This is a genomic window from Marivirga aurantiaca, from assembly GCF_016679925.1.
Lineage (GTDB): Bacteria > Bacteroidota > Bacteroidia > Cytophagales > Cyclobacteriaceae > Marivirga > Marivirga aurantiaca.
Window position 1 is genome coordinate 249,882 of sequence record NZ_JAEQBW010000002.1, and the last position, 14,388, is coordinate 264,269.

The following is a 14,388-nucleotide window of genomic DNA, read 5'->3' on the forward strand; positions in this document are numbered from 1 at the left end:
GAAAATTTTTCTCTATTTTTTCAGAGAGAAAATTTATCCGGAATCTCAGGTTCTACACTACCACATTCACAATTTTATTAGGAACGAAAATGAACTTTTTAACAGGTTTATCCTCGATCCATTTTTGGATTTTAGGATTTTCCAGTACTGCTTTTTCAATTTCCTCTTTTGGCGTATCAAATGAGAAAGTCATATTATCACGGTGTTTCCCATTGACAGAAACTGGGTAGGTAAATTCATTTTCCTTAATAAACTCCGGATTGAATTTTGGCCATCCCGCATCAGAAATGCTTCCGCTATTTCCTGCAAGTTGCCATAATTCCTCACAAATATGAGGTGCATAAGGAGCAATTACCCTCATTAAGTCAGTTAAAATTTCTCTGTTGTTGCATTTTAGTTCAGTCAGCGTGTTTACGCAAATCATAAAAGTAGAAACTGAGGTATTGAAAGAAAAATGCTCAATGTCATACTCTACTTTTTGAATAGCTAAATGCAATGCTTTTAAAGCTTTTTTATCTGCTTTTTCATCAGAAAGACTAAAATCTCCTTTCTCATTGTGGAATAATCTCCATAGTTTTTTCAGGAACTTAGAAGTACCATCTATACCATTAGTGTTCCATGGTTTAAATTGCTCCAATGGTCCTAAAAACATTTCATAAAGTCTTAATGTATCTGCTCCATACTGTTCAATTACATCATCAGGATTGACAACATTATGCTTAGACTTGGACATCTTTTCTACTTCCGCACCGCAAACGTATTTTCCATCTTCTAAAATAAATTCAGCATCAGCATTTTCGGAACGCCATCTTCTGAATTTTTCAATATCCAGTTCATCATTGTAAACGATATTTACATCTACATGAATAGCTTGGGTGGTATATTGGTCTTTCAGGTTTTTAGAAACGTACGTATTTTTGCCCTCTACTCTATAAATAAAGTTACTTCTGCCCTGAATCATTCCTTGGTTGATCATCTTCTGGAATGGTTCATCTACGTTCAGATAGCCCATATCATACAGGAACATCGTCCAGAATCTTGAATACAATAAATGACCGGTGGCATGTTCGGATCCGCCAATATATAAATCTACATTTTTCCAGTATTCCTGCTTTTCAGGCGCTACAAATTCCTCATTGTTATGAGGATCCATATAGCGGAACATATACCAGCTGGAACCTGCCCAGCCCGGCATGGTACTTTTTTCCAGCTCATATCCTTCCTCAGTTTTCCAGGTTTTGGCCCTGGCCAATGGTGGCTCACCATCTTCAGTTGGCAAATATTTGTCTACCTCTGGTAATTCCAAAGGTAATTGGTCTTCATTTAATAGATAAGGAATGCCATTTTTATAATACACTGGCACAGGCTCTCCCCAATAACGCTGTCTGCTAAAGATGGCATCGCGCATTCGGAAATTGACTTTGGCTTTACCAATGCCTTTTTCTTCTACATATTCAATCGCTTTTGCAATAGCTTCTTTAATTGGTAATCCGCTCAGGAAATCTGAATTAATAATCTTACCATCTTCCACCACTTGTTTTACAGGCAATCCAAAATGCTCGGCAAATGCCAAATCCCTTTCATCATCCGATGGTACGGCCATCACGGCACCTGTTCCGTAACCGGCTAAAACATAGTCGCCTATCCATACCTGAATTTTTTCTCCGCTGAAAGGATGAATGGCATAAGCGCCAGTGAAAACACCTGAAACTCTTTTTACTTCAGTCATACGCTCACGCTCTGACCTGTTTTTGGCAATTTTCACATATTCTTCTACCGCTTCTTTTTGCTCGCTGGTGGTGATTTCTTTCACCAACTCATGCTCCGGAGCCAACACCATAAAAGTTACTCCATAAATAGTATCTACACGGGTGGTGAAGACTTTGATTTTTAGATCATTGGCCTTTCTCTCTTTTGGGGAGGGATCAAGGGAGGGGTTTTTGTCAGTAAAAACCTCACCCCCTGCCCCCCTCTCCGAAAGAGAGGGGGAAGTGCGCAATTCTTCAATAACTTTATCCAGAACATGAGAAATATTCTTTTTTATTTCAGCATTCCAGAACCTCAATACTTTAAATCCACATGAATTTAAATAGTCAGTTCTTAGTTGATCGTATTCTTTGTTTATTTTATGTTCTTCACCATCTAATTCAATCACTAATTTCCTGTCAAGGCATACAAAATCAGCTATGTAATTTCCGATTGGATGTTGTCTTCTAAATTTGTAACCCGTTTTTTTATTTCTTACTGCTTGCCAAAATATATCTTCTTCTTCAGTTGGATCTTTTCTATTTTCTCTGGAAAATCTTTTCAAAGCTTCCCAAATTTCCTGATCACCCGTCATATAGCCGGGCATCTCCCTCTCCTTTGGGGAGGGATCAAGGGAGGGGTCAAAAGAATTCTTTACCACTTCAAAATCCAATTCAGCTCCTACAGATTTACCAATCCAGTTGCGTTGCATTTCCTTCACAGGTTCCGGCCAGTCCAGTTTATTTAAACCTTCCAGTAACCTGTTGGCGTAAGCGGTAATTCGCATGCTCCACTGCATCATTTTTTTACGCTCAACAGGATGTCCGCCTCTTTCACTAAACCCATCTTTTACTTCATCATTGGACAGTACAGTGCCCATTGCCGGGCACCAATTGACCACAGCTTCGGATAAATACGCTATACGGTATTTTAATAGTATTTTTTGTTTCTCTTCTTCAGTAAAATGTAACCAATCAGTTGCAGTAAAATCAGGAGTGTCTTCATCGCAGGCAGCTTTAATTAATTGGTTTCCCGTTTTTTCAAAATGCTCTGTTAACACAGAAATAGACCTTGCTTTATTGTCGTGGTAATCATACCAACTATTGAACAGTTGCATGAAAATCCACTGTGTCCATTTATAAAATGAGGGATCGCTGGTTCTTACTTCTCTTTTCCAGTCATAAGCAAAACCAATATTTTTTAATTGCTCAATATATCGGGTAATGTTTTCTGAGGTTGTTATGGCCGGATGTTGTCCGGTTTGAATAGCATATTGTTCGGCAGGAAGACCAAATGAATCAAAACCCATTGGGTGCAATACATTAAATCCTTGTTGTTTTTTAAAACGCGCAACAATATCAGAAGCGATATATCCTAATGGGTGGCCTACGTGTAATCCTGCCCCTGATGGATAGGGAAACATATCAAGAGTATAATATTTGGGCTTTTCAAAATCATCAGAAGCACTGAAAGTCTGATTTTTTTCCCAAAAGGCTTGCCATTTTTTTTCTGTTGCTCGGAATTGATATTCTGCCATTTCTACTAAATATTATCAGGTGATGAGTTAACGAATTGCAAAAATAGGTCTTTTGTGGATGGATAGAATAAAATATACAATCTTTTCAAAAAAAAAAGGTGTCTTTCGACACCTTCCTTTCATTAACCAACTAATCACTAAACTATAAACTAACTAAAAAAGCGGTATAAAATGGGAGTAGAAATGTTTTTAGGTTTGATTTCCATTTTCCCTTTATTATTATGACTTATGTTTTTACTGAAATCGAAACCTCCCATGAATAAGACAATGCCTACGACAATACCTATTAAAAGCATCAATCCTCTTTGTTTTCTTTTTGGTAAGTTTCTTTTCATCATTAATTCTCTTTAATATCTAACACAATGATTGTGCCAGAATCAAAAAGGTTGCATCACCTTTTGTTTTATTTTAACGATTAAATAAATATCTTCGTATTTAAAAACAGGAAAATATGGATATTAAAATTAAAATTTCAGCATTGCTATTGTCATTCGCTGTAATAGCATGTAATACGAAAGAGAAGCAGAATACCGAGGACGACTCAAAAAATGGGGAAGGAGATAAAACTGAGCAAGTAATGGCTGAAGAAACAGATTCATCTTACTTTGGGGCAACATTTGCTATTGAAAATGCTCAGGAACCTCAAGCGGTTTTAGTAAATTTGCAACCTCAGGATTCAATAGAAACTACATTAAAAGGAACTGTAAAAGAAGTTTGCCAGGCCAAAGGCTGTTGGATGACTATTGATTTGGGAGAGGGAGAATCTATGCGCGTAACCTTTAAAGATTATGGCTTTTTTATGCCAAAGGATATTGCAGGCAAAGAGGTGATCTTCACTGGTCTGGCTAAATATTCTGAAACCGATATTGAAACTTTAAGACATTATGCTGAGGATGCCGGTAAATCCAAGGAAGAGGTATTGGCTATTGATAAAGCTGAGCAGAGTTATAATTTTGTTGCTACAGGAGTGAAACTTGTCAATTAAAATATCAATATTCTGTATTAGAAAGCAGAGGGTTTTATTTATAAAGCCCTCTGCTTTTTTCCCTTTTAAATAATCTCCGAAATCTTAAGCCACTTAATGTGCTAAAACCTCCAACCAATGCACCAATTATGGCTGTTATTAGTACCATATAAATACCATTGGGAAAAGAAAAAAGTGAAGCTATTTTATCTGAGAGTAAACCTTCGGAGTTATTGTGGATCAACAAGGGCTTGATAAACCAAAGAAAGCCTATTCCCAGGAAACCACTCAAAAATGAACTTGCATTGGTTCCGCTTAATAAAGCACCTGCAAAAAAACCGCAAACTGCTATGGACCACCATGGGAAATATAGAAGGGAAAAATGGGCAACTACGGCAATTAGTATTGTTCTGAATAGGAATTTCATTCTTCGCTAGGTGTTAATGTTTGCGTGAAAATAATGTTTTTTAAAGATTCTGCCTGAGGATTGTAATCTAATTGATAGTACTCCCCACGACTCCATCTATCGATCATATTGTCATAATAATAGCTTCCCGGGTTCCCTGATTGTCCTCCGGGATATACTCCATAAGCTTTAATTGGATTTTCCATGGAGACAATCATTCGCCATGAGGCACCGTGTCTTGCAGATGTGGCATTTACAATATGTTTATTACCACCAATTGGCACTCTTTCAGTACTAAATGCCGGTAGGCGTGCTAAATGCTGAATAGTAGTGTTTTTAAAATTACTCCAATTCAATTCTAACTCTTTTTCACTTTTCCAATTCTCTACAGAATCAACTGCAGATTTAAATCCGGATAAATAAAGATCAGCAATGCTTTCTTTTTTATCTGTATTCTTATTATCAATGAAAGGATCGTTCGAATGGTATTTCAGGATTTCTACTGTAACCGGAAGCTCGGGCTTCCTGAGTTTGTTGTCTTTTACTAGAAATTCATCCCAGAGGCATTTATACACTTCATCCCACCAAATCTCAAAATAAGTAGGAGCCACGGCATTTTTATGGCTAATAAAATCCCAATTTGATAATACGTCAAATGCTTTTTTCTGGACTTCATTTAATTTGCTTTTGTCCAAACTGTCAAGCATGGCAGGTAGTATCTCAGAAGCAAATAAATTATAATTGTCTGTTTGCAATCGCTTCATGTCTTCAATGGTAATATTTTGAAGAGTGGCCAACTGGGTGTTTATTCTCCTGTTTCTATAATGTTCGTACCCTTTATCGTAATGATAGTAAGGATAAGTGCTATCTACCGGTATTTGGTTGGCAGAACTTATAAATCCCTGTTTTGGGTTTTTGATAAATGCATTGTGTTCATGAGGGATGAAACCCGCCCAATCCATATCGGCCCTGGAGCCATCCATGATAAACTTGCCCTGTTCTTCCCATCGTAAAGGAAATTTACCATTTACCCACAAAGCGATATCTCCCTGTACGCTGGCGAATGCAAAATTTTGAGCCGGGGTTTCGTAATAAGATAAGGCTTCTTTATATTCATTATAATTTTTTGCCCGGTTTAACAGATGGAAAGTAAGTTGTTCATTGGAAGGGTCATGTGCCGTCCACCGTAAGGCAAAATTAGCCTTGTCGTTCTCTCCTTTGTAGTTTTCATCATAAACGATAGGTCCATGGTGCGTATAATATATAGTGTCGGTGAATTCTTTCTCTCCTCTTATTTTAAAAGTTTGTACTATTTTCTGCGTCTTCAACCACTTATCGTTATAAAAGTATTCAGTTTTATCAGCATCCTTAAATTGGATATGGTACCAGTCCCTCACATCTCGTGTGGCGTTGGTTTCTCCCCAGGCAATGCTATCGTTAAAGCCTATAATAACTCCCATGGCTCCGGGAAGGGTACCTCCATAAGTATTGATGCCCGGTGCGTTTAGGTGCATAACATACCAAATGGAAGGTAAATTAAGCCCTAAATGCGGATCGTTTGCTAATATTGGTTTGCCGGAACTGGTTTTTTTACCTGATACCACCCAGTTATTACTGCCATTATCAGGATTGGGTTGTGGGCCTTCTTCATCAGGGAAAACCAAAGGGAAAGCTATAGAGTCTGGTCGGTTTATAGGGAGAGGTTTGAAATCCCACTTTTTCTCTTTTGGAATAACAGGATCCATATTAGCGTAACGATCTGGAAACAGGAAGTCGAAACGATCTTTACCTAATATTTTTAGCAGGTGTGTGTTTTCAATATCTACATCGCTGCCGGCTAAATCATTCGCCATATACTTTAAAAGTAAAGCTGATTTTAAATTCGTCCATGGCTCCGGTTTATAGTTTAATAATTTATACTCTAGTGGTAATTCTTTATAGGACAGGGAGTTGATGAAACTATTGATTCCTGTAGTATAGGCATTGAGCAAAGGGCCTACCACCGGGTCTTCTTCCATCGATTTAATTCCATTTTCTGCAGCGTAAAGCAACCCGTTTCGCCTTTGGTAGCGGTCGAAATCCAGGGCATCTCCACCAATTATTTCAGAAACCCTACCGGCAGAGGCATGTGTTTGAAATTCCATTTGCCACAGCCTGTTAAGTGCAGTTACATAGCCCTGAGTCATATAAAGGTCGGCATCATTTTTGGCAAACACATGAGGTATAAGTATGGAATCATAATGAACAGCAACTTCTTCTTTTAGCTCTTCAATAACTATTTTTTCATCAAATGTAATCTCTTTGTTTTCTGAATTAGCCCAAAATCCATTATAGGGATCAAGAAATTTACCAAGGGGCGGGACCTGGCCCCATTTCTCATTTAAGCCCACTACTAAGGCAACTGCAATAATGAATGAAAACAGGAATTTTATAAATTTCATAAATGGTAGCTCTTGAAATGATCTCCTAATGTATAAAAAAATGGTTTTGAATGACAATGTACTTCAATAAATATTAATGAATCTGTATCTTTGTGGCCTTATGCAACAAGTAATTAAGAAATTTCCTGAAGAAATTGTACAAAAAGCGAAAAAAATCAGAGCAATTGTGACTGATGTAGATGGTGTTTTGAGTAATGGAGGTATTATTTATGATGGAGGGAAAGAGGAATGGAAGCAATTTAATGTGAAAGATGGCCAAATTGTAAGGCCTTTGCGGGAGAATGCTATAATTGTTGCCGCTATCACAGGGAGAAATTCCCCGGTAGTGAAAAGACGTTTGGAAGAGCTAAATTTTGATTACCATGTCCATGGCAGGTCAGATAAAATAAATTACTTTGAAGAAATCCTTTCCACCTTCGAGCTTCAGTCAGAAGAGATATGCTATATAGGTGATGATCTAACAGATATACCTTGTTTGAAGGCTGCAGGTTTAGGGGTGTGCCCTGAAGATGCAATAGAATATGTGAAATATTATGCTGATTTTATCAGTACGAAGAGAGGAGGAGAGGGTGTTTTTCGTGAAATAGGAGATTTAATTTTGGCTTCTCAGGGAAATTTAGAGAAAGTTGTTCAACAATATTTAGTAAAAAAGTAATTAATGGAAATATTCAAAAAGCCAATCAGGGTAAGTGAAAATATACAATTAGGGGGAAATAGATTAGTGGTATTTGCAGGCCCATGTGCTGCGGAAAGCATTGGTTTATTAGACGAAACGGCCTCTGAATTGAAAAGTATATGTAGCAAATTAGATATTGATTTAGTATTTAAATCTTCATTTGATAAAGCGAACCGTACCTCTTTAAATTCTTACCGGGGACCGGGTCTTGAAAAAGGATTGGAAATGTTGGCTGACGTTAAATCAAAGTATAGTTTACCACTGGTGACTGACATACATGAAACTACTCAGGTAAAACGAGTAGCTGAAGTAGTAGATGTACTGCAAATACCTGCTTTTTTATGCAGACAAACCGATTTATTAGTAGCTGCGGCAGAAACTGGTAGGTGTATCAAGGTAAAGCGAGGTCAGTACATGGCACCGGAGGATATGCAATATGCAGTCACCAAAGTGCAGGAGAGTGGAAATGAAAATGTATGCCTGACTGAAAGAGGAGCTTCATTTGGCTATCATAATTTGGTGGTGGACATGCGTGCTTTACCCATTATGCGTCAATATGCTCCTGTGGTTTTTGATACTACCCATAGTGTGCAACAACCTGGTGGTGCTGGTGGTACTTCCGGTGGGCAGCGTGAATTTGCACCCTTTCTGGCCAGGGCAGCGGCTGCAGCCGGAATTGATGGTTTTTTTGTGGAAACGCATCCTGATCCTTCAGTAGCAAAAAGTGATGGACCCAATATGATTCCTTTGGCTGAGATGGAATCTTTTTTAAGTATGCTTAAAGAAGTTTGGGTGTTAGGCAGGAAATATGCTTGAGGGAACAAAATTAATTTCAGGTCGTTGAGTAGAGAAAATATAAACTATGATAAAGATCAATAAAGAAGCACTTATTAATTACTCATTAATGTTACTAGCTGTATTATCTCCTTTTTTAGCGGGTTTACTTGATGATAAAATGAACAGGAAAAATTTAGTTTATCAAAGGGTTAAGGCTTACAATAATTAAACCCAGGACGGGTATTGAACCGGAGATAGAAGTAGGTAATACTATAAAAACAAAAGCCTCGAATAATTGGTCTATTCGAGGCTTTTAAATTTAGTTGTCTTTATAGACTATTTCTGAATATACTTCTGATGTGACGTTTAAATTAAAGGTTAAATCGTTTCCTGTACTGTTATTACTACCTCCATTAAAATTAATTCTTCCACCATTAATTTTAATAAATATATCGAAATTTACTGTGCTATTAGCTTCATCGTATTCGTAATTTGTGATTTCATACTCATCAGCTGGAACTATTATGATTTCGAAAAGCTCCTTTGTGGTTTCTCCAATTTCTTCCCAAAACTCATTTTGCCAATAATGCTCACTATTCGGTCTGATTTGTAGTTTATGAAAAGATTCGTCATTAGGGTTAATGGAACCATCTACATTATATAGTTTATAAAAAGACCCAAAATGATAGCCCAACTCACTATTATAATTAGTGGTGGGTCTTTCAAGTTCCACTTTTGCCCCATTACTTAAAGAGTAAATTTCATATTGAATACCAGAGTCCTCATCTGTTCTGCTTGTATTAGAGCGGCCATGATTTAAAAAACCATACGTATTATTTTCAGGGCTAATAGGGAGTAAAAATTCAGAGATTTGTGGTGTATAATAAGAGTTTACAGTTAGTAATTTATTTTCAGGTAATTCCTGTTCTTTACGATAATAGAAACCGGTTAATTCAACTAATTCTTTTCCGTCTATATTATTAAATACATCAAGCTCGAGAGAAATATAAGAGCTATTCTTGTGATCTGCTATGTTACTTTGAGAAGAAATTCGTAAAGATTTAATAAGATCAACGGTTTCAAACCCGGTTTTATCACCATACTCCAATTCAATTACTTCATTGAAAGGGTCTCCATTTTTCAACTGCCCGCTAACGGTTCCTAAAATCAAACCATTCTTTTCTTGTTCCTCTACTTCGGCTTTTGGTTCAGGATCTTTTTCATCGCATGCTGTGAAAATTAACATATTCAACAGTACAATGCTTAATAGATGAGATAGTTTTAAATTCATGTTATAATATTTAAGTGAAAAATAATTCACTATTCAATAACCGTACCATTATGTATTTATGATTAAAATACATAGTGTTTCATTCCTTAAAAGCTTTCATATTGAAAAATAGAAAGGGAATCTGGAAGCAATATATTATCTCCTTATTATTAAAGACTTAATGTCCCTTGTAAGATAATTCCTGTAAAAATGGCTATGGCAAAACTTAACAAGGTACCAATGAGTATATATTCCGATTGGGCAAATTGCTTCTCTTCCCGGGAAGTAGCTGTTCGTAAAATGGATTTGGCGGCAATGATAAAGCCGATGGCTGTGTATTGTTGAAGGAGTACTAAAGTCAACACCAGTAATCTTTCCATAATACCAATCCATTGACCTGCATTTTTTAAGCTCGGTACTGCATCGTTTTTCCATTTTTCAGTCAGCTTGCCAATGAGCACTCCTGCAGGAAGTGTGATGAAGATGTAGGCGGTAAGTATTTTGATTTCATTCCCTTCCAATTTGAAATATTCAGGATAAAAAGCAAAATCATTTAAATACAAAGTGCAAGCCGCCAAGATAATGAGGTGGGCAAATTGATCTATAAAGAATGCTTTTGAATTATCTGAAAATTGTAATTTGATCCAATCAATAAGTGTATGAGTTAACGCTATAAAAAGTGCAACGGGCCATATGGATAAATCCCAGAAAACCAATAGAATAAACAGACCGGTAATTAAACCATGAAAGTACAGAAATATTGATTTTCCTTTGTTCTCAAATTTATGTTTCACCCATGATGTGGGTTGCAAAATAAAATCAGTAACAAGATGACTTAACAGCAGTTTAAGGAATATCTCCATATTACAATTGTTTTACTATTTCTTCATACCTTTTCATAAAAAGCTCAATAATTGGCCAGTTAGCAGTTTTCAGTCTTTGCTGTACCGCTGATTGTGAAATTCCCAAGAGTTCGGCAATTTCCAGTTGGGTTTTATCTTCCAGCACATGATAAATGACTTCAGTTGATTTTACGCTCCAGTTACTCAATAGTGCATCCAGCATACTGCACTCCAATTCCAGCTCTTTATTGATTTCCTCCGACATGGTTTTGATCATAAACTTTTTGTTTTCAGGTTTTAGATTATCTAATGTTCTGCCTGATAAACGAAAAGCAGTGCCATCTGACTCTGCCAAATTCTTTTTCATATGCTCAATAGGCCCTATCCCTATAGCGATCCGCACATCTGATTCCTTGTTAACTAATAAAGCTTTAATTTTCATATAAATGATGAAAGCATCCTTAGCCTGACATATACCTTGAAAAGCATCTCCTCTGTAAAGTGAAAAGCTGTTGGATTTCACTTTTTCCAGTTGAGTAAATTCCTGCTTTAAACGCTTAATTAGCGTATCTCTATTCTTTATAGAGGAGGAATTGATAATATCGCCTGTTATTACTGCTTGCATCTGCTACTATTGTTTACAATTATAAGGGAATAACCTTATAAAGACAAATTATAAGGTAAAAACCTTATAATTATTGAATATAAGGAAATAACCTTATATTCTTATTGACTTTTGTTCTAACCTAATTTCCCTCTAAGCCGTTTTCATCGCCTCTGGTATTTTCCATCCTTGCTTTTGCATATAATTAACTTCAATCATAGGGTAGCCGTGATCCTGTACCACTTTACCTTGTATCAGGTAAAAGCCTTTTCCTCTGAAGGGATATTTTTTAGCTTCATTCGGAAAATGTACGGTATCAAATACCTGACCTTTTTCATCATAAAAAGTACCAAAATGCATCAGTTCATGATTTTTAGTGTGAGTGTATTTGGTAGTTACCATATAACCTATCAGCTTTACTTTTTTGCTCAAATGTTGTAGAAGTTCATGTGCATGTATTTCAGGTTTTTCTTCGCTATCCATTAGCAAAAATGGATTGCATAATGGAAACCCCAGTATTTCCAATTCATTAAAGGCTTGTTCCAATGGTTCACTTTGCAGATCGGGAAACTGGTAATTACGCGCACCTTCTTCAAATAGTTGAGTTGTATAAGTACGTTTCGTATGCTTATTAAAGTGAGTATGGGCTTCCCATAATACTTGCTTTTTTGGTTTATTAATCCAATTGAATGCTCCTACCCGGATCAAAATGAGTAGTTGATCCAGTTTAACAGGAATACGTTCCACAAAATCAGTCAAACTTCTGAAAGGTCCCCATTTTTCACGCTCTTTAGGAATCAATTGAGCTATTTTCTGTTCCAAATCTTTGATGTGAACAAAACCAATATGGATATCAGTCCCTGAAATATTGGTTAGATATTCGCTGCTATTCGCGCAAGGTGGTAGTATGTTGGCCCCATTCATTCTGGCTTCATGAAAATAGAATTCTGTTTTATAAAAACCTCCGAAATTATTGATTACACCCACCATGAATTCCAGTGGGAAATGTGCTTTAAGAAATAAGCTTTCATAGCTTTCTACTGCAAAGCTGGCCGAGTGGCCTTTTGCAAAAGAAAACCCTGAAAAACTGGAAATTTCATACCATACCCGCTGAATCACTTTTTCCTCATAGCCCTTCTCTCTGCAATTCTTAAAAAACTGATCTTCCACTCGTTGAAACTCCGATCTTGAGCGAAATTTACCCGACATTCCTCTGCGTAAAATATCAGATTCACTCAGTGTAAGTCCCCCAAAATGATGGGCTACACGGATTACATCTTCCTGATATACCATCACGCCATAAGTTTCTTTCATCAGCTCATCCATCACAGGGTGAATGGCTTCATAATTGCCATTGCTGTGATGGCGATCCACGTAGGCCCGCATCATCCCGGATTGCGCTACGCCCGGTCTAATAATGGAACTGGCTGCTACCAGTGTAATATAATCCTGGCAATTCAGTTTTCCTAAAAGCATCCGCATAGAGGGGGATTCTACATAAAAACAGCCCATGGTGTTTCCTTTACTGATCAGGGCTTTGATTTTCGGATCTTTCTCCAGTACGGTGGTATGTGTTTTCCTTGGATCTATTTTTTTGCCCTGATTTTTTTCAACGAGTGTAATACTATCCTTAATATGTCCCAAACCCCGTTGACTTAAAATATCAAATTTATAAATACCAATGTCCTCTGCATTGTGCATTTCGAAATGTGAGACAGGAAAGCCCTTGGGTGGCATTTCTGTTGCGGTATAAGCATAAATAGGACGTTCCGTAATCAATACGCCTCCCGCATGAATGGAAATATTGGCGGGAAATTCCCTTGCTACCATATGCCGGGTAAAGTGCAATACCTTTTGCAGATAAGTATCGGTTCTTCCATAATTCTCAGGGTTTTCTGCCAGCTTATCAATTTCCTCCTTCGGTAGGCCAAAAACCTTTCCCAGTTCACGGATCATCATGCGGGCTTTCATCGTGGTGTGTGTACCAAGCAAGCTGGTATGCCTCAGCCCGTGTTTATCAAATAAATATTGAATTACTTCATCTCTGTTCTGCCAGGAAAAATCTATGTCAAAATCAGGTGGGGAACTTCGGGACGGATTGAGGAAGCGTTCAAAATACAGATCCAGCGCAATGGGATCTACATTGGTAATACCCATGCAGTAGGCAATCATGCTGTTGGCACCGCTTCCCCGGCCCACATGTGGAAAACCCTTTCGCTGTGCAAACCGGATCATATCATGAGTAATAAGGTAATAAGCCGTAAAGTCTTTCTGACGAATGATTTCCATTTCCCTTTCGAAGCGTTCAGTGAGGATGTCATTTTTCTTTCCATAACGGTTCATAAAACCTTTTCTGGCTTCTGCTTCAAAAAAATGCCAGTCTTCAATGGCCGAGCCTAGCAAAGTCCTTTTATTTTTAGAAGTGCCTAAGCTGATTTCGAAATGACATTCCTCTAATAGCTTTTCTGTGTTTCTCAGTACAAATTCCAGACCCTGATAAATGTGTTTTACTTCTTCCGACTTACGCATAAATTCTGTAGGTCCGGCTTGCAGAGAGGAAGGTAGGCGGCTTAATAGTTGGTTTTGTTGAATAGCACGAAGCAAGCGGTGCATATTATAGCCGGTTTTATCTTTAAAAGTGACAGGCAATAAAGCCACCAGCTTTTCCTTGGGGATATTGCTTTTTGCAAACTTTAAACGATTTAATTCTTCTGGTTTTAAGCCTATAAATTCATTGTTGTTTAGTTGATCAGGGCAGGTATTCAAAGGATAAATAATAACTACATTATCAGTAAAATGAGGTCTGGTTTGTAAAGGCAGTTCATTCCGGTTATAGTAAGAGAGGGAGGCATTCAATTCCTCAAACCCTTCATTATTTCGCGCTAAACCTATATAGGCCAATTGCTCCTCTATTCTGAATTCAATGCCAGGGATAACCTTTAAAGGAATATGAGGGTATTCTTTTTGGAGCAAACGAAAAACCTCGATATAAGCCGCTGTGCTGTGGATATCAGTCAATGCCAGCGAGGTCACACCTTTCTGGTAGGCTTCCAGAATAAGTTCTTTAGGAGAAAGCGTACCGTATTTAAAGCTGAAATATGTGTGGCAATTAAGATACATTTACT

The 14,388-nt window shown here is 37.4% G+C and carries 11 protein-coding genes; 3 read left to right on the top strand and 8 right to left on the bottom strand.

Annotated elements, in window-relative coordinates; all coding sequences use genetic code 11:
* Positions 1 to 52: 52 nt before the first annotated feature.
* Complete coding sequence (leuS, locus tag JKA74_RS06585) at positions 53 to 3,283, bottom strand: leucine--tRNA ligase (RefSeq protein WP_201430370.1); 3,231 nt, start codon at positions 3,281 to 3,283, stop codon at positions 53 to 55.
* 149 nt (positions 3,284 to 3,432) lie between these two features.
* Positions 3,433 to 3,621 (bottom strand): hypothetical protein, encoded by a 189-nt coding sequence (locus JKA74_RS06590; protein ID WP_201430371.1) that lies wholly within the window; start codon positions 3,619 to 3,621, stop codon positions 3,433 to 3,435.
* Between the two features lie 113 nt (positions 3,622 to 3,734).
* Here JKA74_RS06590 and JKA74_RS06595 point away from each other — a divergent pair, with 113 nt between their 5' ends.
* Positions 3,735 to 4,268 carry a DUF4920 domain-containing protein gene (locus JKA74_RS06595; protein WP_236587572.1) on the top strand — a complete coding sequence of 178 codons (534 nt, stop codon included), beginning with the start codon at positions 3,735 to 3,737 and terminating at the stop codon, positions 4,266 to 4,268.
* Positions 4,269 to 4,302: 34 nt separating this feature from the next.
* On the opposite strand, the gene JKA74_RS06600 is transcribed toward JKA74_RS06595, so the two are convergent.
* Both JKA74_RS06600 and JKA74_RS06605 read right to left on the bottom strand, forming a co-directional pair.
* Positions 4,303 to 4,674, bottom strand: coding sequence for a hypothetical protein (locus tag JKA74_RS06600; RefSeq protein ID WP_201430372.1), 372 nt, complete (start codon positions 4,672 to 4,674; stop codon positions 4,303 to 4,305).
* A complete protein-coding gene (locus JKA74_RS06605; protein WP_201430373.1) occupies positions 4,671 to 7,094 on the bottom strand; it encodes a penicillin acylase family protein in 2,424 nt (807 codons plus the stop codon). Before JKA74_RS06605 ends, JKA74_RS06600 begins: the two co-directional genes overlap by 4 nt.
* A gap of 76 nt (positions 7,095 to 7,170) precedes the next feature.
* Here JKA74_RS06605 and JKA74_RS06610 point away from each other — a divergent pair, with 76 nt between their 5' ends.
* Together JKA74_RS06610 and kdsA are read left to right on the top strand one after the other, a co-directional pair.
* Positions 7,171 to 7,749 (top strand): KdsC family phosphatase, encoded by a 579-nt coding sequence (locus JKA74_RS06610; RefSeq protein WP_236587574.1) that lies wholly within the window; start codon positions 7,171 to 7,173, stop codon positions 7,747 to 7,749.
* Between the two features lie 3 nt (positions 7,750 to 7,752).
* Positions 7,753 to 8,586 (top strand): 3-deoxy-8-phosphooctulonate synthase, encoded by an 834-nt coding sequence (gene kdsA / locus JKA74_RS06615; protein ID WP_201430374.1) that lies wholly within the window; start codon positions 7,753 to 7,755, stop codon positions 8,584 to 8,586.
* 280 nt (positions 8,587 to 8,866) lie between these two features.
* Here the strand turns inward: kdsA and JKA74_RS06620 are convergent, their stop codons facing one another.
* The 4 genes from JKA74_RS06620 to JKA74_RS06635 form a co-directional block, all read right to left on the bottom strand.
* Positions 8,867 to 9,838 (bottom strand): hypothetical protein, encoded by a 972-nt coding sequence (locus tag JKA74_RS06620; protein ID WP_201430375.1) that lies wholly within the window; start codon positions 9,836 to 9,838, stop codon positions 8,867 to 8,869.
* A 149-nt stretch (positions 9,839 to 9,987) separates the two neighbouring features.
* Positions 9,988 to 10,680: a DUF3307 domain-containing protein gene (locus tag JKA74_RS06625; protein WP_201430376.1), complete on the bottom strand. Its 693-nt coding sequence runs from the start codon at positions 10,678 to 10,680 to the stop codon at positions 9,988 to 9,990.
* A 1-nt stretch (position 10,681) separates the two neighbouring features.
* Positions 10,682 to 11,284: a SatD family protein gene (locus JKA74_RS06630; RefSeq protein WP_201430377.1), complete on the bottom strand. Its 603-nt coding sequence runs from the start codon at positions 11,282 to 11,284 to the stop codon at positions 10,682 to 10,684.
* 132 nt (positions 11,285 to 11,416) lie between these two features.
* Positions 11,417 to 14,383, bottom strand: coding sequence for a DNA polymerase III subunit alpha (locus JKA74_RS06635; RefSeq protein WP_201430378.1), 2,967 nt, complete (start codon positions 14,381 to 14,383; stop codon positions 11,417 to 11,419).
* Positions 14,384 to 14,388 lie beyond the last annotated feature (5 nt).

What these genes read in the sequence shown, in the direction of transcription:
- leuS (WP_201430370.1), bottom strand. Translation starts at nt 3,283, where the DNA reads ATGGCAGAATATCAATTCCGAGCAACAGAAAAAAAATGGCAAGCCTTT.
- JKA74_RS06590 (WP_201430371.1), bottom strand. Translation starts at nt 3,621, where the DNA reads ATGATGAAAAGAAACTTACCAAAAAGAAAACAAAGAGGATTGATGCTT.
- JKA74_RS06595 (WP_236587572.1), top strand. Translation starts at nt 3,735, where the DNA reads ATGGATATTAAAATTAAAATTTCAGCATTGCTATTGTCATTCGCTGTA.
- JKA74_RS06600 (WP_201430372.1), bottom strand. Translation starts at nt 4,674, where the DNA reads ATGAAATTCCTATTCAGAACAATACTAATTGCCGTAGTTGCCCATTTT.
- JKA74_RS06605 (WP_201430373.1), bottom strand. Translation starts at nt 7,094, where the DNA reads ATGAAATTTATAAAATTCCTGTTTTCATTCATTATTGCAGTTGCCTTA.
- JKA74_RS06610 (WP_236587574.1), top strand. Translation starts at nt 7,171, where the DNA reads ATGAATCTGTATCTTTGTGGCCTTATGCAACAAGTAATTAAGAAATTT.
- kdsA (WP_201430374.1), top strand. Translation starts at nt 7,753, where the DNA reads ATGGAAATATTCAAAAAGCCAATCAGGGTAAGTGAAAATATACAATTA.
- JKA74_RS06620 (WP_201430375.1), bottom strand. Translation starts at nt 9,838, where the DNA reads ATGAATTTAAAACTATCTCATCTATTAAGCATTGTACTGTTGAATATG.
- JKA74_RS06625 (WP_201430376.1), bottom strand. Translation starts at nt 10,680, where the DNA reads ATGGAGATATTCCTTAAACTGCTGTTAAGTCATCTTGTTACTGATTTT.
- JKA74_RS06630 (WP_201430377.1), bottom strand. Translation starts at nt 11,284, where the DNA reads ATGCAAGCAGTAATAACAGGCGATATTATCAATTCCTCCTCTATAAAG.
- JKA74_RS06635 (WP_201430378.1), bottom strand. Translation starts at nt 14,383, where the DNA reads ATGTATCTTAATTGCCACACATATTTCAGCTTTAAATACGGTACGCTT.